The 21,070-nt window shown below is 72.6% G+C and carries 17 protein-coding genes and 1 pseudogene; 8 read left to right on the top strand and 10 right to left on the bottom strand.

Annotated elements, in window-relative coordinates; all coding sequences use genetic code 11:
- The coding region (locus OP04_RS34340; protein WP_232323841.1) for an FGLLP motif-containing membrane protein at positions 1 to 1,144 on the top strand (1,144 nt) is incomplete at its 5' end.
- Between the two features lie 44 nt (positions 1,145 to 1,188).
- Positions 1,189 to 4,482, top strand: a complete 3,294-nt coding sequence (locus OP04_RS34335; RefSeq protein ID WP_198154069.1) for an alpha/beta fold hydrolase — start codon at positions 1,189 to 1,191, stop codon at positions 4,480 to 4,482.
- Here the strand turns inward: OP04_RS34335 and OP04_RS34330 are convergent.
- The 4 genes from OP04_RS34330 to OP04_RS34315 form a co-directional block, all read right to left on the bottom strand.
- Positions 4,451 to 4,984, bottom strand: coding sequence for an SRPBCC family protein (locus OP04_RS34330; RefSeq protein WP_033344070.1), 534 nt, complete (start codon positions 4,982 to 4,984; stop codon positions 4,451 to 4,453). The two genes, OP04_RS34335 and OP04_RS34330, sit on opposite strands and share 32 nt — an antisense overlap.
- Positions 4,981 to 5,883 carry an MBL fold metallo-hydrolase gene (locus tag OP04_RS34325; protein WP_033344069.1) on the bottom strand — a complete coding sequence of 301 codons (903 nt, stop codon included), beginning with the start codon at positions 5,881 to 5,883 and terminating at the stop codon, positions 4,981 to 4,983. Before OP04_RS34325 ends, OP04_RS34330 begins: the two co-directional genes overlap by 4 nt.
- A gap of 25 nt (positions 5,884 to 5,908) precedes the next feature.
- The gene (locus tag OP04_RS34320; RefSeq protein ID WP_033344068.1) at positions 5,909 to 6,160 is read right to left on the bottom strand and encodes a hypothetical protein; all 252 of its coding nucleotides are present in this window, start codon (positions 6,158 to 6,160) and stop codon (positions 5,909 to 5,911) included.
- Positions 6,161 to 6,257: 97 nt separating this feature from the next.
- Positions 6,258 to 7,403, bottom strand: a complete 1,146-nt coding sequence (locus tag OP04_RS34315; RefSeq protein ID WP_157240762.1) for a hypothetical protein — start codon at positions 7,401 to 7,403, stop codon at positions 6,258 to 6,260.
- An 85-nt stretch (positions 7,404 to 7,488) separates the two neighbouring features.
- Here OP04_RS34315 and OP04_RS34310 point away from each other — a divergent pair, with 85 nt between their 5' ends.
- Together OP04_RS34310 and OP04_RS34305 are read left to right on the top strand one after the other, a co-directional pair.
- Positions 7,489 to 8,031, top strand: coding sequence for a TetR/AcrR family transcriptional regulator (locus OP04_RS34310; RefSeq protein ID WP_033344066.1), 543 nt, complete (start codon positions 7,489 to 7,491; stop codon positions 8,029 to 8,031).
- A gap of 58 nt (positions 8,032 to 8,089) precedes the next feature.
- Positions 8,090 to 9,097, top strand: a complete 1,008-nt coding sequence (locus OP04_RS34305) for an SDR family oxidoreductase (protein WP_033344065.1) — start codon at positions 8,090 to 8,092, stop codon at positions 9,095 to 9,097.
- A gap of 101 nt (positions 9,098 to 9,198) precedes the next feature.
- Here OP04_RS34305 and OP04_RS56575 read toward each other — a convergent pair.
- Positions 9,199 to 9,456, bottom strand: a pseudogene (locus tag OP04_RS56575) (substrate-binding domain-containing protein); the annotation flags it as partial.
- A gap of 420 nt (positions 9,457 to 9,876) precedes the next feature.
- Between OP04_RS56575 and OP04_RS34300 the strand changes: the two are divergent.
- Complete coding sequence (locus tag OP04_RS34300) at positions 9,877 to 11,229, top strand: endo-1,4-beta-xylanase (RefSeq protein WP_033344064.1); 1,353 nt, start codon at positions 9,877 to 9,879, stop codon at positions 11,227 to 11,229.
- Between the two features lie 67 nt (positions 11,230 to 11,296).
- Here the strand turns inward: OP04_RS34300 and OP04_RS34295 are convergent, their stop codons facing one another.
- Positions 11,297 to 11,923, bottom strand: coding sequence for an isochorismatase family protein (locus OP04_RS34295; RefSeq protein WP_033344063.1), 627 nt, complete (start codon positions 11,921 to 11,923; stop codon positions 11,297 to 11,299).
- A gap of 147 nt (positions 11,924 to 12,070) precedes the next feature.
- On the opposite strand from OP04_RS34295, the gene OP04_RS34290 reads away from it, so the two are divergent.
- A complete protein-coding gene (locus tag OP04_RS34290) occupies positions 12,071 to 13,333 on the top strand; it encodes an FAD-binding oxidoreductase (protein ID WP_157240760.1) in 1,263 nt (420 codons plus the stop codon).
- Positions 13,334 to 13,412: 79 nt separating this feature from the next.
- On the opposite strand, the gene rpsN is transcribed toward OP04_RS34290, so the two are convergent.
- Genes rpsN through rpmB form a run of 3 tightly spaced genes read right to left on the bottom strand, consistent with a single transcriptional unit; the run spans position 13,413 to position 14,109 of the window.
- Positions 13,413 to 13,718 (bottom strand): 30S ribosomal protein S14, encoded by a 306-nt coding sequence (gene rpsN / locus OP04_RS34285; RefSeq protein ID WP_033344062.1) that lies wholly within the window; start codon positions 13,716 to 13,718, stop codon positions 13,413 to 13,415.
- Complete coding sequence (gene rpmG, locus OP04_RS34280; RefSeq protein WP_033344061.1) at positions 13,718 to 13,885, bottom strand: 50S ribosomal protein L33; 168 nt, start codon at positions 13,883 to 13,885, stop codon at positions 13,718 to 13,720. Before rpmG ends, rpsN begins: the two co-directional genes overlap by 1 nt.
- Positions 13,885 to 14,109 (bottom strand): 50S ribosomal protein L28, encoded by a 225-nt coding sequence (gene rpmB, locus OP04_RS34275; protein WP_033344060.1) that lies wholly within the window; start codon positions 14,107 to 14,109, stop codon positions 13,885 to 13,887. The genes rpmG and rpmB overlap by 1 nt, the downstream gene beginning before the upstream one ends.
- 71 nt (positions 14,110 to 14,180) lie before the next feature.
- On the opposite strand from rpmB, the gene OP04_RS34270 reads away from it, so the two are divergent.
- Both OP04_RS34270 and OP04_RS34265 read left to right on the top strand, forming a co-directional pair.
- Entirely contained in the window at positions 14,181 to 15,425 is a 1,245-nt protein-coding gene (locus OP04_RS34270; protein WP_033344059.1) for a CobW family GTP-binding protein, read from the top strand.
- 5 nt (positions 15,426 to 15,430) lie between these two features.
- Positions 15,431 to 15,685 carry a type B 50S ribosomal protein L31 gene (locus tag OP04_RS34265; protein WP_033344058.1) on the top strand — a complete coding sequence of 85 codons (255 nt, stop codon included), beginning with the start codon at positions 15,431 to 15,433 and terminating at the stop codon, positions 15,683 to 15,685.
- A gap of 34 nt (positions 15,686 to 15,719) precedes the next feature.
- Here the strand turns inward: OP04_RS34265 and OP04_RS34260 are convergent, their stop codons facing one another.
- Complete coding sequence (locus tag OP04_RS34260; RefSeq protein WP_198154068.1) at positions 15,720 to 21,029, bottom strand: peroxidase family protein; 5,310 nt, start codon at positions 21,027 to 21,029, stop codon at positions 15,720 to 15,722.
- Positions 21,030 to 21,070 lie beyond the last annotated feature (41 nt).

The following is a 21,070-nucleotide window of genomic DNA, read 5'->3' as shown; positions in this document are numbered from 1 at the left end:
CTCCCCGCCCGCCCCCGAGCCCTCGCCGCCCTCGGCGGATCAGTCCGGTGTCACCCCGATCCGGGCCGGCTGGTTCCTGCCCAGGATGGGTGATTTCTCGCTCGACATTCAGCAGCTGCTGCTGGTCGCGGCGCTCACCGTCCTGCTGCTGTTCCTGGTCGGCTTCCCGGCCGACGTGTTCAACAAGACCTATGAGGACCGCCGCGAGGAGATCCACCAGGCGCTGCGCGCGGTCGGTGTCAAGCGGCGCTACCGTCTCCCGGCCTGGCTCCAGGCCGTGCTGCTGACCGTGATCGCGGTCGGCGCCGCGTTCCTCTCCAGCAGGGGCGAGGGCCCGGCCGAGAACCTGCCGGCCGGCAACTGGAAGCTACATCTCGCCGCGCTGCTCGTCGCCGTCCCGCTGGTCACGGCCGCCTACAGCGTCCCGGGCGAGCTCTACCTGCGCCGGATCCGCGGCAAGGCCTCCCTCTACGTCCCGCCGCTCGGCCTGGCGGCGGGCGTCCTCTGCGCCGTCTTCTCCCAGCTCTGCGGGCTCAACCCCGCCTACGCGTACGGCCTGTTCCTCATGTTCGTCCTGGCGTCGAAGAAGCCCGGCCCGACCGAGCCGCAGAAGGCGCGCGGCGTGCTGTGGAGCGTGGCCGGCCTGTCCGTGCTGATCGCGCTCGGCTGGCTCGGCTTCAGCGTGAACTGGCACACCGCGCACGCGGGGCACGCGGGCCTGCTCACGGTGCTGATCGACGCGGTGGCGTACTGGATCGTGGTGATCGGGGCCGAGAGCCTGGTCTTCACGCTGATCCCGATGCGGTTCCTGGACGGCTTCACGCTGGCCGGCTGGCGCCTGCTCTCCTGGCTGCCGCTGCAGGTCGCCTCCGGCCTGTTCTTCTGGTACGTGATCCAGTGCCGCGCCGAGGTCGACGGCGTGGCGCCGGCGGAGGACCAGTGGCTGCGCGCGCTGGGCTTCTTCCTGATCTTCGGGCTGGCCGCGACCGCGTTCTGGGGCTACTTCCAGTGGCCCGGCCGCCCGACGGCCCGGTTCAGCGACACCCCGCCCGCCCCGGTCTACACGATGTCCCGCCTCACCAGGCCGCTCTGCCGCCTGCGGAAAGAGGCGATGGCGGTCCGCGCCGCGGCCCTGCCCGAGTAGCACAGCAGCACGAACGACTCCGACCACAGAACCAGGAGGCCGCCATGATCGGCCAGTTGTCCAGTCCGCTCAGCTCGTTGCGCGACCGCTATGAGGTGATCGTCGTCGGGTCCGGGTACGGCGGGGCGATCACCGCGTCCCGGCTGGCCCGCGCCGGCCGTGACGTCTGCCTGCTGGAGCGCGGGCGCGAGATCCGGCCCGGGGAGTTCCCGGACACGCTGGCCGAGGCCCGCGGCGCGTTCCAGGCCGATCTGCCCGGCCGCCGGGTGGGACCGCGCACCGCCCTGTACGACCTGCGGGTCAACGACGACATGAACGTCTTCGTCGGCTGCGGTCTCGGCGGGACGTCGCTGCTGAACGCCGCCGTCGCGCTGCGCCCGGACCCGCGGCTGTTCGACGACCCGCGCTGGCCCACCGGTCTGCGCGCAGACCTGGGGACGCTGGTCGAGGACGGGTTCACGCAGGCGGAACGGATGCTGCAGCCGACGCCGGTCCCGGACGCGCTGGCCCGGCTGCCGAAGCTCGCGGCGATGCGCGAGGCCGCGTCCGCGGTGAACGGCGACTTCTACCGGGCGCCGATCGCGGTCACCTTCGACCGGAGGGTCAACGCGGCCGGTGTCACCCAGGAGGCCTGCACGATGTGCGGGGACTGCGCGTCGGGCTGCAACTACGGGGCGAAGAACACCGTCCTGATGAATTACCTGCCGGACGCGTACACCCATGGGGCGCAGATCTTCACGGAGATCGGCGTGCAGTGGCTCGCACGGCGTGACGGCGAATGGCTGGTCCACTACCAGCGGCTCGACACGGGGCGGGAGGACTTCGACGCGCCCCCGATGATCGTCCGGGCCGGCATCGTCGTGCTCGCCGCCGGCACGCTCGGCTCCACCGAGATCCTGCTGCGGTCCCGGGAGCACGGGCTGCCGATGTCTGGCACGGTCGGCACCCGGTTCACCGGCAACGGCGACGTGCTCGCGTTCGGCTACGACACGGACCGGCGGGTGGACGGCGTCGGGTGGGGCGAGCGCCCGGCCGGCGAGCGGACGCCGGTCGGCCCGTGTATCACCTCCGTGATCGACCTGCGCGGCGATCCCGACCCGGAGCGCGGCCTCATCGTCGAGGAGGGGGCCGTACCCGGTGCGGTGGGCCGGTTGTTGTCCACGGTGCTGGCCGCGACCGGCGGCGATGCGGAGCAGGCCGTGCAGTCGCTGATCGAGGGTTCCGAAGCGCTGCAGAACACGCAGACCTACCTGGTGATGGCGCACGACAGCGGCGACGGCCGGCTGGTGCTGACCGGCGACCGGCTCCGGGTCGACTGGCCCGGCGCCGGCGACCAGAAGGTGTATGCCGAGATCGCGGAGACGCTGCAGGCGATCACCGAGCCGCTCGGCGGCACCTACCGGACGAACCCGCTGGGCAGCCGGCAGATCACGGTCCACCCGCTCGGCGGCTGTGTCATGGCCGACGACGCCGCCGGTGGCGTGGTCAACGACCGGGGACAGGTGTTCACCGGGCCGGCCGGCACGGAGGTGTACGAGAACCTCTACGTCTGCGACGGCGCGGTGGTGCCCCGCCCGCTCGGCGTCAACCCGCTGCTGACCATCTCCGCCCTGGCCGAACGCTGCGTGCGGCTGATGGCCGCGGACCGCGGCTGGACCGTCGACGACCGGCCGAGGCCCCGGCCGCTTCCGGTGGCGCCGGCGCCGAGGCGGCCGGTCGGGATCGAGTTCACCGAGCGGATGCGCGGGCGGCTGGCCGACGGCTCGCCGTTCTCGTTCACCGTGACGATCGCCGCGGACGACCTGGACCGGCTGATCACCATGCCGGACCACACCGCCCGGCTGTTCGGCACCGTCGAGCTCCCGGCGCTGGCCGGCGCGCCGATGACCGTGGTGGACGGCACGTTCCGGATCCTCGACGACGACCCGGACGACCCCCGCACCCGGCGGATGGCCTACGTCATGCCGCTGCGCAGCGCCGACGGCCGCACGTTCCTGCTGACCGGGCACAAGACCGTCCGGGACGATCCCGGGTTCGACCTGCTGACCGACACCATGACGCTGCCGGTCACGGTCCGGGCCGGCGACGGGGGCGGGCCGGTCGTCGCCACCGGCACGGCCCGGATCACGCCCGGCGACCTGCGGACCCAGCTCGGCACGATCAACGCCACCAACGCGGCGAGCCTCGGACAGCGGCTGGCGGCCGTCGCCCGCTTCGGCCGGTTCTTCGCCGGGCAGCTGTTCGACGTGTACGGCGGCGTGGTCGCGCCGCTGCGCTGGTTCGACGCGGACGCGCCCGCCCGGCGGCGACGGAGGCTGCGCGTCGCCGCACCCGAGGTCCACCCGTTCGTCACCGCGGACGGTGTGACGCTGCGGCTGACCCGGTACCGCGGCGGCGACAAGGGACCGGTGCTGCTCGCGCACGGGCTCGGCGTGTCCAGCGAGATCTTCTCCACCGACACGATCGACACGAACCTGGTCGAATACCTCTACGCGCACGGGTACGACGTCTGGCTGCTCGACTACCGGGCGAGCACGGCACTGCCCACGGCCGGGCTCCGGTACAACGCCGATGACGTGGCGCGGTACGACTACCCCGCCGCGGTGGACACCGTCCGTGCCGTCACCGGCCACGCCGACGTCCAGGCCGTTGTCCACTGCTTCGGCTCGACCACGCTGTTCATGTCCATGCTCGACGGTCTGCAGGGCGTCCGGTCGATTCTCGCCTCGCAGGTCGCCACGCACATGAACCCGCCGGTCATGACCCGGCTCAAGTCGGCGCTGTACCTGCCCAGCCTGCTCGACGCGCTCGGCGTGGAGTCGCTGTCCGCGTACGCCGCGGCCGGCGGGGACTGGTCAAGCCGCCTCTACGACCGGTTCCTCGACCTCTTCCCGGACCCGGCCGAGGAGGAGTGCCGCAGCGCCGCCTGCCACCGGATCACGTTCATGTACTCCCGGCTCTACGAGCACGACCAGCTCAGCCGCGCCACGCACGACCACCTGCACGAGCTGTTCGGCGTCGCCGGCATCGGCTACCTGGAACATCTGGCGCTGATGGTCCGCAAGGGCGGGCTGCGCGCCGCCGACGGCAGTGACCGCTACCTGCCGCACCTCGACCGGCTGGCGCTGCCGATCACGTTCCTGCACGGCGCCGAGAGCTCGTGCTTCACGCCGCAGGGCACCACGCGGTCGTTCACCGCGCTGCGCGACCGCAACGGCGGCCACCTCTACCGCCGGCACGTGATCCCCGGATACGGCCACATCGACTGCATCTTCGGCCGGGACGCGGTCCGGGACGTCTACCCGTTCATCCTCCGGCACCTGGAGGAGAACGCCTGAGCGACGCCCGGGACAGGCCGGCCGCGGTCAGCCGGCCTGTCTCCCGGTAGTGCTGTTCGAGCAGGACGGCGCCGGCCATCGACCGGTCGCGGACGAACTCGAAGTGCGCGACCCAGAAGCGACGGGCGGCACGGTACGCCGGCCCGCTCGCGGTCTCCCACGAGCCGAACCGGGTCACTCCGTCGCCGAGATCCTCCAGCGTGTAGACGTGCCGGGCGAAGAAGCCCGGCAGCGCCGTGACATGCCAGGCGACGCGGTACGGCGCGGCCACCTCGACGATGTCCGCGACGGCCGGCATCCGGTAGAGGTAGCCGGGCCGGATCGGCCGGAACGTCCAGAACAGCCGCCGGCCCGCCGTCAGGTCCCGGTTGCCGACCAGGTGGAAGCAGCTGTTCCACCGCGGCCACAGGCGGGCCTGCCGAAAGACGTCCCAGAACTCGGCGACCGGGATCCGCACGTCGACCGTCGCCCGCACCGGCAGGGCGGGATCCGCGTCCGTCATGCTCCGCTCCGGATCCGCCGGCCGGCCAGGTCGTACACCCAGCCGGCGCTCGTCCTCGACGTCGCCCAGCGCAGCCCGGGACCGTGCACCGACGGCAGGATCGACCGATCGGGGACGCGCACGGCGTACCGGCGGAGGAATTCGGCTCGTCCGGTGCGCGACGCGTGCGCGTGCTCCGCGGCGGTGTGCAGACGTTCGAGATAGTCCGCGTAGCGGTGCAGGTCCGCCGCGACGGCGAGCGGGCCGTGACCGGGCACGAAGATCGCATCCGGATGGTCGCGGGCCAGCCGCCGCAACGCCTCGATCCACGCCGCCGGCGCCGCGCCGCCCGGACCGGTGTCCAGGAACGGATAGTGGGCGTGGAAGAGCAGGTCGCCGGTGGCCACGATCTCCGGGGCGCCGTCGATGTGGACGTACAGGTCGCCGTGGGTGTGCGCGACGCCGGGATGGCGCAGCTGCAGCGTGGTGCCGTCGACGTCGAGCTCGGCGGCCGCCGTCACCAGCCGGGTGGGCAGCGCGCCCTGCCTGTCCCGCCACCAGGCGCCGTCCCGTTCGCGCATCAGGTCCGGGACGGCCGTGTGCGCCCAGACCTCCGCCCCGGGGTACCGCGCGTTGCCCTGCGTGTGGTCGTAGTGGAAGTGCGTGTTCACCACGGCCCGCACCGGCAGCCCCAGCCGCCGGTCGACCCATCGGTGCAGCGCCACCGCCCCGGGTCCGAACTTCGTGTCGACCAGCACGGCCTGCTCGCGGCCGGCCACGATCAGCGTGTTGCCGCCGCCGCCCAGCGCGGCGAAGACGCCCGGCCGCAGCTCGGTCACCGTCATCCGGACGTAGGCCCGCCAGAACCACAGGGCTCCGGCCGCGATCGGCACGAGCGGCAACGTCGCGGCGATCAGCACAGGGTGAATCTATCGTAAAATCGTCCTATAGCGACGAAACGGACCGGTCTCGGCGATGCGCCACGTCGCCGTGACCGGTGAGCCGGCGGCGCGGCCCGCCGCCGGAGGACCGCCGCTGCCGGAGCTGTGCGGCCAGCCGCCGCGCACGAGACAGGCGGGGCGGTCCCGGACGCCGGCGGGCCCCGGCCTTCCTCCGCCCGGTGCACACGTCGACGACCAGTGGCAGGACGACCTTGGCCACCGATCCGATGCCGTGCAGCAGTCCGCACCAGTTCATGGTGTTCTCCCTCGATCGTTGCGGGTGGTGACCGGCTGCCCCGGTCACCACCTCACGGTCGAGGAGGCCGGTTAAGAAACGGCTGAGGCGCGTCCACTCACGAGCCGGGCGCGCGCCGGGTGAGGACGACGAGCAGGAGCACCACGCCGGCCAGCGCGGTCGCGAACGGTAGCCACAGGCCGGTCACGGTCAGCAGCGCGAGATACACCGGCACGCCGAGCGCCACCGCCGGGATGACCGCGGCCGGGATCCGGCGCACCCGCGCGGGGACGGCCGGGCCGCCGGGACGGGTGAACAGGACGACGAGCAGCGCCGCGACCGCGGTCAGCAGGGCAGGGGCGGCCGCGAGGAAGTTCTCCTCGAACAGCGTGGTCCAGCTCCAGAACGGGCCTTCGTCCGTCGCGTACCCGTACCGTGCGATGTCCTTGATCTGGAATGCCGAATAGATGATCAGCGGCAGCGCGAGGAACGCGGTCGCGCCGACGAGCAGCGTCAGCGTCGCGCTGACGACCGGGCGGGCCTCGGTGCGGCGGCTCGCCCAGCCGGCGAGGAGCCAGCCGATCAGCAGTCCGGCCACGCCACCGGCGGCGATCCTGGTGAGCAGGCCCGGGGCCTCGGCCCGGCGCACGGTGAGCCACACGTGGCTGCGCTCGGCCGACGCCTCGCCGGCGTCGAAGGCCTGCAGCGTCAGGACCAGGCCGTCCCGGTCGACGGTCAGGATGCCGTCTCCGCCGTCCGGCGGACCCGCCCGCCAGCCGGCCGCGCTCAGACGTGCCGCCGCGGCGGCGGTGAAGCCGGCCGGCTCGCCGACCCGGCCGATCTGGTCCGCGCGGTAGGCGACCTGGCCGTACGTCAGCTCGCCGTTGCCGTTGAGGTGCAGATCGTCATGCCGCTGGTCCAGGGCCAGCGGGATGCCGGGCGCGGCCAGCGCGACGATCGCGGCCATCTCCGCGTCACCGGGCAGCGGCCGGTGCGTGGTGTCGCCGAGCCGGGCCGCCACCGTCACGCCGAGGACGCCGAAGAGCAGAGCCACCACCACCGCCAGGGGTACGACTCCGCGACTGCCCGGCCGGCCCAGGCGGGCACGGGGTGCGCGGCGCAGGATGTCGGCGATCTCGCGCAGGGTGGGGCGGGTCCGGGACTCGGCGTGCGCGGCCAGCAGCATCGTGTCCAGCAGCTCCGCGCGGCGTGCTCCCGGCGGGTACGCGCGCACGAGCATCCGCAGCGACCAAGGTGGCACCATGCCCGCGAATATACAGATGATCTGAGTATTAGTCACCGGGTAGCGTTGCGGAGAGGTGTCCGGTACGCCGACGACGAGGAGAGACATGGTTCGCGCAGACGCCCGGGAGAATCGCGAGCGGATCCTGGCGGCGGCCCGCGAGGCCTTCGCCGAGAACGACGACGCCTCGATGAACCAGATCGCGCAGCGGGCCGGCGTCGGCCCCGGCACGCTCTACCGCAACTTCCCGTCCCGTGAGGCGCTCATCCTCGACATCTACCGCGACGAACTCGCGCTGCTCACCGGCGCGGTCTCCGGCCTGCTGGAGACGCTGACGCCGGTCGAGGCGCTGCGCCGCTGGACGACCGACCTGGTGACCGCCATGCGCCGCAAGCACGCGCTCGGCGCCGCGCTCAGCCCGGACGTGCACCGGTCGATGGCGGAGCAGTCGTACGGCCCGGTGATCGCGGCCATCGACACGCTGTTCGAGGCCGGCAAGCGCGACGGCAGCATCCGCGCCGACGCCGTTCCCGGCGACTTCCTGCAGCTGACGGGCGCGTTGTGGCGGGCCGCGCCGGATCGCACGCAGCCCCTGCTGGCGCTGGTCCTGGACGGTCTCGCGGGCCGATCTGGAGATGTCTCCAGATAATCGTGGACAAGTGGAGAGGTCTCCACTACCGTGGAGTCACCACTCCAAGGAGGTCACCATGACCGACGTACTCGTCACCGGCGGATCCGGATACATCGGCAGCTGGTGCACGCTGGCGCTGCTCGACGCCGGGCACTCGGTGCGCACCACCGTGCGCGACCCGGCCCGCGAACCACAGCTGCGGGCCCTGCTGCGACGCGGCGGCGCCGACCCGGACGCGCCACTGCGCGTGGTGACCGCGGACCTGACCAGCGACGACGGCTGGCAGGAGGCCGCCGCCGGCTGCGAGGCCGTGCTGCACGTCGCGTCGCCCACCATGACCCACGTGCCGCGCGACGACGACGAAATGGTCCGGCCGGCCATCGACGGCACGCTCCGGGTGCTGCGCGCGGCCCGCGACGGGGGAGTGCGGCGGGTCGTGATGACCTCCGCGATCGGCGCGGTCGCGTACGGCCACGCACCCCGCGACACCCCGTTCACCGAACAGGACTGGACCGACGTCGAGGCGGACATCGCGCCCTACCAGAAGTCCAAGACGCTCGCCGAGCGCGCCGCCTGGGACTTCGTGGCCGACGGCGGTCTTGAACTGGCCACCGTCAACCCGACCGCGGTCCTCGGCCCGGTCCTCGGGCCGGACTACTCGCCGTCACTCAACTTCATCACCCGCATGCTCCGTGGCGAGATGCCGGTCCTGCTGCCGTTCGCCACCGGCTACGTCGACGTCCGCGACGTAGCGGCCCTGCACCTGCTGGCGATGACCGCACCGGCCGCCGCGGGCGAGCGCTTCATCGCGACCTCCTGCCACAGCCTGTGGCTGCGCGACGTCGCGACGATCCTACGGGAGCGGCTGGGCGAGCGGGCCGCGAAGGTGCCGACGCGGGAGATGCCGCTGCTCGTCGCGCGCGGGATGGCCAAGGTCAACCCGGAGATGCGCTCGCTGCGCGCGCTGCTGGGCCGCGACCTGGACGCGACGTCCGCGAAGGCCGAACGGGTGCTCGGCTGGAAGCCCCGCCCCATCGAGGACACCATCGTCGAGACGGCGGAGAACCTGCTCGCGCTGCACTGAGCTGTCGCCGCCGAGGTCCGGAGGTACTCCACGCCCCGAGATGCCGGACAGCGGCGGCTTCGGGACCCTGACCTCCCGGCGGATCGGGTCCGGGCGGCGATGCGGAGGCCGTCGAAACCCACCACCGCCACATCGGCGGGTACGGCCCGGCCGGCCTCGCGCAGGGCGTGCAGCGCGCCCGCCGTCATGTTGTCGCCGGCCGCGGAGACGCCGTCGAGGTCCGGGTGGCGGTCAAGCAGGGTTTGCATCGCCGCGGCGCCACCGGCCTCGGTGGAGTCGCCCTCGGCCGTGCCGTGCGGGGCCGGTCCGGCCATGATCATGGCCTCACGGTAGCCGTGCGGCCGACCGCCTCCAAAGATCGAAGAAAATCGATTCGATTGCGGCGACGGTACGGGAGTGGGTGCGCGCGGCCGACGGGCCGTGTCGCGCCGGCGCGTGCGGCGCCCGTGCGGGAGTCCGTGCCGGCTGTCGCGTCAGGCGGTGGTCATAACACATTTCCGTCCACCATTTCATGCTGATCGCGCAAGACGGGACTATAGAAGTACCGAAAGTTTCGATCACTCTCTGAATTTGTTTGGTATCAATCTTGGCCTTTATGTCCATTTGAGCTGCAGATATCTAGCCGGTAGAGGAGTTAAATCGAGATCGAATAATATCGTCAGGCTTGGATATCCCGGAACATTTTCGTAACCTGAGCGCCGGGGTGACCTTGCCGCCGCACGCCCTGTGGCGTCGTTCTCCACGGTCGGCCCGCTCCACGGACAGAGAGGAAGCCATACGTGACTGTCAACGCTGGAAGACGGGCCGCGCCCCGCCGCGCGGTCCTGGCCGGAGCTGCCGGCCTGCTCACCGCCGTCCTGGTGGTCGGCCTCACCACCGCGGCACAGGCCGGCACCACGCTCGGGGCGTCGGCGGCGGAGAAGGGCCGGTTCTTCGGCACCGCGGTCGCGGCGAGCCGGCTGAGCGACTCCGCCTACACGACCATCCTGAACCGCGAGTTCAACCAGGTCACGCCCGAGAACGAGATGAAGATCGACGCGACCGAGCCGAATCAGAACCAGTTCAGCTACGGCAACGCCGACCGCATTGTCTCGCACGCCCGGTCCAACGGCATGCAGGTGCGCGGCCATACGCTCGCCTGGCACTCGCAGCAGCCGGGCTGGATGCAGAACATGTCCGGCAGCACGCTGCGCAACGCCATGCTCAACCACGTCACCCAGGTCGCCACCCACTTCCGCGGCCAGGTCACCTGGTGGGACGTGGTGAACGAGGCGTTCGCGGACGGCAGCGGCGGCGGCCGGCGCGACTCCAACCTGCAGCGCACCGGCAACGACTGGATCGAGGCCGCGTTCCGGGCCGCGGACGCCGCCGACCCGAACGCGCAGCTCTGTTACAACGATTACAACATCGACAACTGGACCGACGCGAAGACCCAGGGCGTCTACCGCATGGTGCAGGACTTCACATCGCGCGGCGTGCCGATCGACTGCGTCGGCCTGCAGTCGCACTTCACCGGCGGGTCGAACTATCCGGGCAACTACCGGACCACGCTGTCCAGCTTCGCCGCGCTCGGCGTCGACGTGCACATCACCGAGCTGGACATCCGCAACGCGCCGGTGGACGCCTACCGCAACGTGACCAACGACTGCCTCGCGGTCGCCCGCTGCAAGGGCATCACCGTGTGGGGCATCCGCGACTCCGACTCGTGGCGCTCCGGCGAGAGCCCCCTCCTGTTCAACGGCAGCGGCCAGAAGAAGTCGGCGTACGACGCGGTCCTCACCGCGCTCAACAACGGCACCTCGCAGCCGACCGGCACCCCCACCACACCGCCGCCCACCACGACCCCGCCGCCGAGCGGCTCCTGCACCGCTTCGATCACGCCGGGCACGGTGTGGGGCGACCGGTACAACACCTCGGTCGACGTGGCCGGCGCCGGCACCTGGAGCGTGGTCGTGGCGATCACCTCGCCGCAGAAGATCTCCTCGACCTGGAACGGCAGCCCCACCTGGGACAGCAGTGGCAACAGGATGACGATGCGCTCCAACGGCAGCGGCAACACGTTCGGCTTCACCACCATGACGAACGGCAACAGCAGCGCCCGCCCGCAGATCGTCTCCTGCAGCGCCGGCTGACCACGCCCTCCGGGACGGCCGGGCACGCTGCCCGGCCGTCCCGTCCACCCGTCGATCGGCGGCCCGATCAGGCCTTCGCCATCGCCGCCGTCCACTGCAACGCGATGCCGCTGAGGCCGCCGTGCTCGGTCATCACCTTGCCGCCGGCCGCCGCCATCAGCGGGTTGGCGTAGGTGCGCACCAGCTCCCCGGTGTACGCCCACGTGGTCAGCGGCTGCGCGCCGGCCGCGGTCATCCGCTGCACGGCCATGTCGTGCGCCTCCCGGGTCGACGAGCCCGACGAGTCGGTCAGGATGAACACCTCGTAGCCGTCGGCGAGCGCCGGCAGGACCGTGAGCTGCAGGCACACCTCGGTGGAGAGCCCGGCGACGACGATGCGCCGCCTGCCGCTGTCCGCCACCCAGCGTACGAACGCCTCGTCCTCCCAGCCGCTCATGGTGACCCGGTCGATCGGCTTCTGGTCCGGGAACAGCTCGGCCAGCTGTGAGATCAGCGGCTGCCGCGCGGCCAGCCCGGTGCTGAGCAGGACGGGGACCCCGGCCAGCTTGGCGGTCTTCGCGACGGCCAGCGTGTTGTCGACGACCTGGCCGGGGTCGTGCGAGGTGACGGTCACGACCTGCATGTACTGATGGTCGAGAAGGATCAGCACATGGTCGTCCGTGGTGAGCAGTCTGGTGCGATCGATCTGGGGCATGACGGGCCTCTTTCCTCAGCCGGAACCAACTGACACAAGGCTTCTGCACGACCCGGTCCCCGGCCAACGCCGTGGTGAGCGGCTAATCATCGGTAAGCGGCTAATGGCGTGGTCGCCGCGCGGCCCGGCCCGGCCCACGCTGGCGCCATGAGCGATCCTGCCCTCCACCCCGCGCTGCGCGACCTCGCCGTCCTGCCCGGCGATCCGCGGTACGCCGCGTTGCGCTCCACCTACGCGGCCCGGGGCGCGCCCGCGGTCGTGCTGCTGCCCGGCACCACCGACGAGGTCGCCACCGCGCTCACCTGGGCCCGCACCAAGAACCTGCCGATATCGGTACGCAGCGGAGGTCACGGCCGCGGCTCGACCAACAACGGCGGCGTCCTCGTCGACCTGTCCCGCCTGGCCGCCGTCACGGTCGCCGACCGGAGGCTGGTCCGGGTCGGCCCCGGCGCCCGATGGGCCGACGTCGCCGCCACGCTAGCACCGCACGGGCTGGCCATCTCCTCCGGCGACCACGGCGGCGTGGGCGTCGGCGGGCTGGCCACCGCCGGCGGCGTCGGCTGGCTGATCCGTTCCCGCGGTCTGACGATCGACAGCGTCCGCGGCGTCCGGATCGTGCTGGCCGACGGCACCGCCACCTGGGCCGACGAGACCACGGATCCGGACCTGTTCTGGGGAGTCCGCGGCGCGGGCGGCTCCCTCGGCATCGTCACCGAATTCCTGATCGAGGCCGCGGCGGTACGGGACGTCGTGCACGCCATGTTCCTGCTCGGCCTGGATCGTCGCGGCGTCGTGCTGCGGCGGTGGTCGGCGGCCCAGAGCGCGGCCCCGCGGGAGCTGTCCAGCACGCTGACCGTGATCCGGCAGGGTGACCGTTCCGTCGGCCGGCTGGAGGCCGTCGCCGCGACCGGCGACCTGTCGCGGGCGCGGCGGCTGTTCACCGCGCTGGCAAGCGGCCGGTCCGTGCTCCGGGCCGAGATGCGGATCCTGCCGTACGCCGGCCTGCTGCCGCCGTCGCGCCACCACGCGGCGATGGCGGAGTTCAGCACGGTCAACGGCTTCCTGGGCACGTTGACCGACGCGTCGGCCGGTGCGGTCATGGCCGCCTCCGCCGCGCCCGGCGGGCCGCTGATCCAGCTGCGCTCGGTCGGTGGCGCCGTGCACGACGTGCCGGCCGGCGCCACCGCGTTCGCGCACCGCGGCGCGGAGGTGCTCGCCGTGGCGTCGGTGATGGCGCCGGCCGGTCCGGCCGGGCTGCGATCGGCGTGGGAGCGGGTGCGGCCGCACACGTCCGGCTCCTATGCGAACCTCACGACCGAGCACCCGTTCGACACGATCTATCCGGGCGCCACGGGCACGCGGCTGACCGCGTTGCGCGCGCGGATCGACCCCGAGGGCGTGTTCCGCTGACGCCCCGATCGCCGCACGCGTGACATCGGCGGAACGCGGGCAGGTCGCTGCGCGGCCTTCGCCCCCGATTGCCGTCCGGCTACCAGGAGGCCTTGCGGATTCCCGGGAGTTCGCCGCGCAGGGCCATCTCGCGGAAGCGGACCCGGGACAGGCCGAACCGGGTCAGCACGCCGCGGGGGCGGCCGTCGACCTGGTCGCGGGAGCGCAGCCGGGACGGGCTGGAGTCGCGCGGCAGGCGGGACAGTGCGCGCACCGCGTCCGCGCGGGCCTGCGGGTCGGTGCCGGGGTGGGCGATCGCGGCCTTGAGGGCGGCGCGCCGGGCCGCGTGCCGTAGCACCAGCTCCGCACGCCGCTGCTGCCGGTTGATCGCGCTCTTCTTCGCCATCAGCGCTCCTCGCGGAAGTCGACGTGCCGGCGCGCGATCGGGTCGTATTTGCGCAGCACCAGCCGGTCTGGGTCGTTGCGGCGGTTCTTGCGGGTCACGTACGTGTACCCCGTACCCGCGGTGCTCCTGATTTTGATCACTGGACGGACGTCGGTCTGCCTGGCCATCAGCGGGCCCGCAGCCGGGCGGCGACGGCCTCGATGCCGTGGCGGTCGACGGTCCGCAGCGCCTTCGCGGTCAGCCGCAGCGTGATCCAGCGGCGCTCCGACGGAATCCAGAAGCGGTGTTTCTGCAGGTTGGGTTCCCAGCGGCGGCGGGTGCGCCGGTGGGAGTGGGACACGGCGTTGCCGTAGCCCGGCTTGGCGCCGGTGACGTCACATCGTCTGGACACGGGGTCGGCCTCTCTGTGGTCGGATGCGCCACACTATAATGACAACCGTTTCCAATAACGAAGGGAGGGTCATGTCCTCGCCCACCACCGGCACCTCGGCTTCCGTCCGGGACACCGCGCGCCGGCCCGCGCTGACCGTGCTGTCCGGGTTCTGGCAACCGGCCACCTACGCGGTCGCCCGCACGCTGCTGGCCGCGGAGCCGGCACTGCGGCTGATCCGGCACGACCTCACGGACCTGCGCGACGGACGCGTCCGCCGCATCGTGCGCACCGGCCGCGACGTGCTGGAGGACGTGACCGTGCGGCTGCGGCACGGCTGCCTGTCCTGCACGCTGCGCGAGGACGTGCTGCCCACGCTGGCCCGGCTCGCCGCCGACGCCCCGGACCGCGACCTGCTGCTGATGCTGCCGGACATCGTGGAGCCCGAGGCGGTCGCGGACGCCTGCACGCCGCTCGCGGACCTGCTCCGCATCGACTCGTTCGTCACCGTCGTCGACACCGACAACCTCCTGGCCGGGCTGGCCAGCGCCGACGACCTGGTCACGCTCGGGATACACGCGGCCGAGGACGACGACCGGGCGCTCGCGGACGTGATCGTGCGGCAGGTCGAGTACGCGGACACGGTCGTGTCCTGGGGCGACTGCGAGGCGGGCGCGTTCGACACCGCCCAGGCCCGCACACTGCTGCAACGCCTGGCACCGTGGGCCGCCCACGTGCACGTCGGCGGCGACGACCCCGTCGACGCAACCGGCCTGGGCGGACGGTTGCTCCGGACCCGCCGGCACCGGCCGGAGACACCGGGTGTGCTCGCCCGCGGGATCGAGGGGTACCCGCTCGGCGCCTTCGAGGGCACGCACGAGTGCGACGTCGTCTCGGTCACGTTCCGGTCCCGGCGCCCGTTCCACCCGCAACGGCTCGCGGACGCGCTCGACGACGTCAACGAGGAGATGCTGCGCTCCCGCGGCCACCTCTGGCTCGCCAGCCAGCCCGAGACGGTCGTGGCCTGGGACTTCGCCGGCGGCGGCCTCGGGCTCGGCAGCCTCGGCCGCTGGCTGGCCGCCACCCCGGACGAATACTGGGACGACGCCTCCGACCAGCGACGGATCGCCGCCGCCCTGGACTGGGACCCCTACTACGGCGACCGCGGCCAGCACCTCGTCCTGATCGGCATCGACCCCGACGCCGCCCGGGTCCGCCGCACGCTGCGGTCCTGCCTGCTCACCGACGCCGAACTCGCCGACGGCGAGGACGTGTGGCGCACCTATCCCGACCCGTTCGCCGGCAGCTTCCCGCTCGCCGATCCCGAAGGAGCATGATTCGCATGAAGCGTGGCATCCACCCCGAGTACCGGCCCGTCGTCTACCGCGACAAGGCGGCCGGATTCAGCTTTCTCACCAGGTCCACCGGGACCAGCAGCACGACGATCGTCTGGGAGGACGGCAACACGTACCCCGTCATCGATGTGGAGATCTCGTCTGCCAGTCACCCGTTCTGGACCGGGCGGCAGCGTCTGATGGACACCGAGGGGCGGGTCCAGAAGTTCCGTGCGAAGTACGCCCGTCACGCGCGGGACTGAGGCCCCGGGACACGAGGTCCCGGGGCCGTGTCCGTCAGCGGACCGTGCCGGCGGCCGTGCGGCCGGGGCCGGTTCCGGCGGCGGTGACCTGCTGGACCGTGAACCGGTAGCGGGTTCCGGCCTTGACGCCGCGGGCGGTGAAGGTGAACGTCCGGGCGTCGGCGGCGGTGACGAACACCGTCGCGGTCCCGGCCGGGGCGCCGCCCGGGGTGAGGCGCTGGACCGTCACCCGGTAGCCGGTGAGCGGCGCGCCGCCGGTGGCGCCGGGAGCCCAGCGCACGGTGGCGGTGGTGGCGCCGCCCTTCGGGCCGGGCGTGACGGCCACGGTGGCCGGGGCCGCCGGGACGGTGCGCGGCACGACCGGGCCGGACGGTGCCGACCAGGCTCCGCTGCCCGCAACGTTGAGGGCACGGATGCGGATGCGGTAGGTGGTGCCGTTGCCCAGTCCGGTGACGGTGGCCTGGGTGACGGCGCCGACCCGGACCCGCGCGGCGACCGTGCCCCGCGTGGTGAGGGCGGTGATCTCGTAGCCGAGCACCGGCGCGCCGCCGTTGTCGGTGGGCGTGGCCCACCGGACCACGATCCTTCCGTTGCCCGCCGCGACCGTCTTGAGAGCAGGCGATCCGGGGGTACGGAGGTCAGCGCCGGGCCGCGTGGGAGCCGGAGCCGGCGCGGGCGCCGGAACGGGTGCGGGTGCGCTCGTCGGCGCCGGAACCGGCACCGGGTTCGGGGCGGTGCCGGGCATCGGGCCCGGGTCGACCGGCCCGGGGTGCGGCACCACGACGATCGGCGTCGGCACCACGACGATCGGGGTCGGCACCACGACGATCGGGGTCGGGACGACCGGCGTGGGCACCACCACGACCGGAGTCGGCGTGGGAACGACCGGGGTCGTGGCCGGGGTCGGCGCCGGCAGGTCGACGACCGGATCCGGGTCCGGGATCGGCGTGACCGGCACGTCCGTCCCCGGATCGCCACCGGCGCCCTCGTCCCCGTCCGTCTCGTCGTTCTCGTCCGTCTCGTCGCCGTCGCCCTCGTCGCCGTCGCCCTCGCCGTTCTCCGCCGGGTCGTCGCCCTCTGCGGCCGACACGGCCGGCGTGACCGGCGACGACGCGTCGCTCCACCCGCCCGGTCCGGCCGCCGTGACAGCCCGGACCCGGAACGTCACCGCGACGCCGTTGACCAGCCCGGTGACCACGGTCGCCCGCGTACCCGACGGAAGCGCGGTCTCGGTCACCTCGCCGTCCGCGAGCATCTCCAGCGTGAGGCCGGTGACCTCGAGCCCGTCCACGGTCGCCGGCACGGTCAGCGTGACCGTCGCCTGCCCGTCCCCGGCCACGGCCGCGACGCTCAGATCGCCGAGCCCGCTGTCGAGCACCGGTGCCGGGATCGTCCCGTCCGCGAACCGCAGCTGCTCGACGTTGCGGACCGTGTCGTTGCCGTCCGGGCCGGAGACGAGCAGGCCGCCGCCGATCGGCGTGATCGTGTACTCGCCGCGGAAACCGGAGAAGACCGCGGTGTCGTCGCCGGCCGCGCCGGTCACGATCTCCCGGACGATGCGGATGTCAGCCGGGTCGATGCGCCCCGCGAACACGTCCGCCTGCAGCACGGCCAGCGAGCTCACGATCCGGCCGTTCACCGACAGGCGCACCCGCAGGTACCGGTCGCCGTCGATGATGTCGTCGCCGCCGCGGCCCTCGATGACGTCGTTCCCGCCGCCGCCGAGCAGGAGGTTGCCGCCGCCCCAGACCGTGCCGTGCAGGTCGCACGGCCGTCCCGACGCGTTGGCGACCAGGTCGACGGGCGTGGGCAGCACGGTCACGATCTCGTCGAGGCCGGCGATGCGGGCGAGGCCGGCCGCGTCGAGCGCGTCGCAGCCGATGAACCCGGCGCCGCCGACCTGGTAGGGGACCCGGTCGTCGCCGCGCAGCACGTCGTCGTGGTCGCCGCCGGAGAGCGCCTCGACCTCGTTGTAGCGGTCGCGGACGCCGACGGTCAGCGTGTCCAGCGGGTTGAGCGGCAGCGCCAGGTCGGCGTCGATGCGCTCGTCGCCGGCGATCGACCAGTCGTACCCGGAGCCGCCGGCGTTCTTCTCGATGCCGGGGCCCTGGACGCCGATGTCGTCGCCGCCCTCCATGTCGTAGTCGTCGTCCCCGCCGCCGCCGATGAACACGTCGTGGCCGGGGCGGTTGGCGTCGTCGAGGAAGAACAGGTTGCCGCTGTCGCCCTGGAGCAGGTCGTTGCCGTCGCCGCCCTCCAGCCAGTCGTCGCCGGCGTCGCCCCAGACGCTGTCGTCGCCGTCCCCGCCGAGAACCTTGTCGTCGCCCTCACCGGAGAAGACGTCGTCGGCCTGGGCGCCGCCGTCGAGGACGTCGTCGCCGACGCCGCCGTTGACGATGTCGAGCCCGGGGCCGGCGTTGATCGCGTCGTTGCCGGGGCCGCCGCGCGGCATGTCGTCGCCGCCGAGGTCGGTGATGATGTCGTTGCCGTCGCCGCCGAGCGCCACGTCGTTGCCGGCGCCGCCCTCGAGCACGTCGTCGGCGGGGCCGCCCCAGATGGTGTCGTTGTCGTTGCCGGCCACGACCCGGTCCAGGCCGTCGGTGCCGCGGTAGACGGACTGGGCGTTGATGCCGGGCCGGTCGACGGTGTTGCGGGCGCGGTAGCGGATTGTGCCGTCGGGCAGGCGGATCAGCAGCGCGCGCTCGTCGCAGGCGGTGGCCGGGTCGTCGGGCACGCTGTTGCCGTACCGCTGAAAGCCTTGGGGTGTGCCGTTGAGGCGCGTCAGGTCGAACGTGCAGTCGGCAGTGGAGAACACGTCGGCCCGCAGCCCGGGGACGTCGGCGTTGCGGCCGATCAGTTCCGCGAACGTGTTGCCCTCCAGCTGGGTGCGCAGGTTCATGCCGGGCGTACGGGCGAGGTAGTAGTAGCGGTCGCCGTTCTGCAGGCGCAGCAGCTGGTTCTCGAAGACGTAGTTGAACGTCTCGCCGAGCAGGCCGCCGAACGGGTCGGTGACCTCGGCGAGCCCGCCGATCCACAGGTCGACGTCGTCGAGCCCGCTGGTGGCGGTGGTCCAGCCGTCGGTGGCGTTGAGGAACGCGGCGCCGTCCTCGACCGTGGTGGTCTCGATCAGCAGGCGGGCCGCCGCGCGCTTGCCGTCGACCGTGGTCGCGGCCGTGATGCTGGGGTGGCGGCCGTACGCGGCCACGAAGTTGATCAAAGATTCGGGGTGCTTGAGGTGCTCGCCGAAGTCGATCCACGAGGTGTAGGGGGCGAGCTGGACGCCGCGGCGGAACGGGTTCAGCCGCGGGATGCCCTCGGAGCGGCCGCGGGCGATGTTGAGCGAGGCCAGGTCCATCGGCAGCCCGAGCAGGTTGTCGCGCAGCGTCTCGGTCATGAACTCGTCCAGCTCGTTGCCGGTCTGCCCGGTCATGCCGGTGATGATCTCCCCGGCCGCCGCGGCCGGCGTGAGCGTGCCGTCGCGGGTGAACGCGGGCGGGTTGAGGAACCCGTCGAGCAGCGAGATCGAGTCGTCGGTGCCGTCCGCGCGGGTCCGGGCGATCGTCTCGTTCAGCATCGAGTGCCCGAACCGGTAGACCGCGTGCGCGAACTCGGCGGACACGGCCGGGTCCAGGTCAGTCTGGGTGAACGCGAACGGCTGGAACGGGTTCAGCGCCGGCTGGACCTTGCGCGCGAACTCCTCGAACACCAGGTGCTGGTACTCCATCTCGTCGACGAACCGGGCGGCCTGGAAGATCCGCTCGCCGTTCCACGACCCGTCGGCCAGCCGCCACTCCGACAGTGCGGTCCCGTCCGCGGTCAGCACCCGCTCGATGTCGGTGACCAGGCGGTTGTGCTCGCCGTGGAAGATCTGGTGCACCGCGGTCAGCCCGATGTTCTCGTTGACCCGGCCGTCCCCGGCGATGTAGTGCGCGGCCAGCATCTCGTCGTCGTAGGTGCCGGCCGGCTGCGCCGCGAAGTCCGAGCTGGCGACCGTGTCCGCGTCCGGGCGTGGTGCGACCGGCGGCGTGGCCGGGTTGTGGTCGTGGTCGACCGGCGACGGGTCCGCGTGATGGGCGATGTCGGTCAGGAACGGCGTGTCGAAATACACCACGTCCGCGGGTACGGCCACCGGCCGCGCCAGATCGCCCTCGACGAGCCCGGACGCGGTGACGTACTGCGGCAGGCCGTGCGCCGGGCCGGGCACGAACCGGCCGTAGGGGTCGGTGAGGATCTGCGGCACGTTCAGCACGTCCGCGTCCGTGAGCGCGAGCCCGAGCAGGTCACGGGCCTGGCGCTTGGTGTCGGCCCAGGTCGGCAGGCCATGGCCGCCGGCGCCGGTGAGCAGGTTGCCGGTGGACCGCGGCCGTCCGGCGGCGTCCCGCGCGTACTCGCGGAGGAACACCTGGTGCGCCGCGTGCGAGGCGTACGTCTGGGAGTTGTCGACGTACGGCGTGTCGGTGTTCCTCGCGTCCTGCACGTCGTCGGCGGTGCCGAGACGGCCGTCCGGTCCGGGCTGGTTCGCGGCGCGGGTCAGCGCCATGAACCGCATGCTCGGCGGCACGTAGCGGGCGTCGCCGGGCCGGGGATCGTCCGAGGTGCTGGCGATCCGGTCCGGGCCGGCGATCAGCGGGTCGTCCGCGCGCAGCGGCACGATCACGGTGCCACCGCCCTTGACGGTCTGGTCGATGCCGTGGTCGAAGAACTGCCCGAACAGCGTGAACCAGGAGTTGTACGGCGCGGACAGCCCGATGTCCGTGGTGACGTTCGGGATGAACAGCGTGCTGCCGTCGATTCCGGGCGTGACCGGCCCGCCGGTCTGGCTGCGGACCGGCTGCCCGGCGGCGGCGACCGCGGCCGGGTTGTGCGCGGTCTGGTCCGCGATCAGGTTGCTGATCAGCCGCGGCTGGCTGTCGACGACCACGTTCCCGGTCCGGGTGTCCGTGTACGTCGTGTTCATCGCCGGGCTGCCCGGCCCGAACATGTTCGCCGGGGCCCGCTCGGCCGTCCGGAAGTCCGCGCCGGCCAGCCGGGGGAACGAGCGGTCGGCCGCGCCGTAGCTCTCCCGCCCGGCGACCAGGTTCGTGCACGAGCCGTCGACGGTGCGCAGCCCCTTCGACACCAGCGGGCTGCCCAGCTGGGCCAGCAGCGCGCCGCACGGCCCGGTCTCGCTGGTCGTGCCGGCCACGTGCGCCTCAGCGATCTTGATCTGCTGAAGGATGTAGGCGAGGTCGGCCGGGGTGATGGTGAACCCCTGCCCGACCGGCCCCGCCGCGGACGCCGGCGTGGCGACCAGGAATGTTGCGAGAACCGACCCGAGCGCGATGCCCGCGCGGACCAACCTCATGTGCGTACCCCCGGGGTTGAGAAGAACCGGAATGACGCACA

The sequence above is a fragment of the Catenuloplanes japonicus genome (assembly GCF_000717135.1).
Lineage (GTDB): Bacteria > Actinomycetota > Actinomycetes > Mycobacteriales > Micromonosporaceae > Catenuloplanes > Catenuloplanes japonicus.
Note: the sequence above shows the minus strand (reverse complement) of the source record. Positions and strands in the feature narration are given on the sequence as shown.

Bases quoted from the DNA above. Each gene is read 5' to 3' on its own strand.
- OP04_RS34335 (WP_198154069.1), top strand. From the start codon at position 1,189: ATGATCGGCCAGTTGTCCAGTCCGCTCAGCTCGTTGCGCGACCGCTAT.
- OP04_RS34330 (WP_033344070.1), bottom strand. From the start codon at position 4,984: ATGACGGACGCGGATCCCGCCCTGCCGGTGCGGGCGACGGTCGACGTG.
- OP04_RS34320 (WP_033344068.1), bottom strand. From the start codon at position 6,160: ATGAACTGGTGCGGACTGCTGCACGGCATCGGATCGGTGGCCAAGGTC.
- OP04_RS34315 (WP_157240762.1), bottom strand. From the start codon at position 7,403: ATGGTGCCACCTTGGTCGCTGCGGATGCTCGTGCGCGCGTACCCGCCG.
- OP04_RS34310 (WP_033344066.1), top strand. From the start codon at position 7,489: ATGGTTCGCGCAGACGCCCGGGAGAATCGCGAGCGGATCCTGGCGGCG.
- OP04_RS34305 (WP_033344065.1), top strand. From the start codon at position 8,090: ATGACCGACGTACTCGTCACCGGCGGATCCGGATACATCGGCAGCTGG.
- OP04_RS34295 (WP_033344063.1), bottom strand. From the start codon at position 11,923: ATGCCCCAGATCGATCGCACCAGACTGCTCACCACGGACGACCATGTG.
- OP04_RS34290 (WP_157240760.1), top strand. From the start codon at position 12,071: ATGAGCGATCCTGCCCTCCACCCCGCGCTGCGCGACCTCGCCGTCCTG.
- rpsN (WP_033344062.1), bottom strand. From the start codon at position 13,718: ATGGCGAAGAAGAGCGCGATCAACCGGCAGCAGCGGCGTGCGGAGCTG.
- rpmG (WP_033344061.1), bottom strand. From the start codon at position 13,885: ATGGCCAGGCAGACCGACGTCCGTCCAGTGATCAAAATCAGGAGCACC.
- OP04_RS34270 (WP_033344059.1), top strand. From the start codon at position 14,181: ATGTCCTCGCCCACCACCGGCACCTCGGCTTCCGTCCGGGACACCGCG.
- OP04_RS34265 (WP_033344058.1), top strand. From the start codon at position 15,431: ATGAAGCGTGGCATCCACCCCGAGTACCGGCCCGTCGTCTACCGCGAC.
- OP04_RS34260 (WP_198154068.1), bottom strand. From the start codon at position 21,029: ATGAGGTTGGTCCGCGCGGGCATCGCGCTCGGGTCGGTTCTCGCAACA.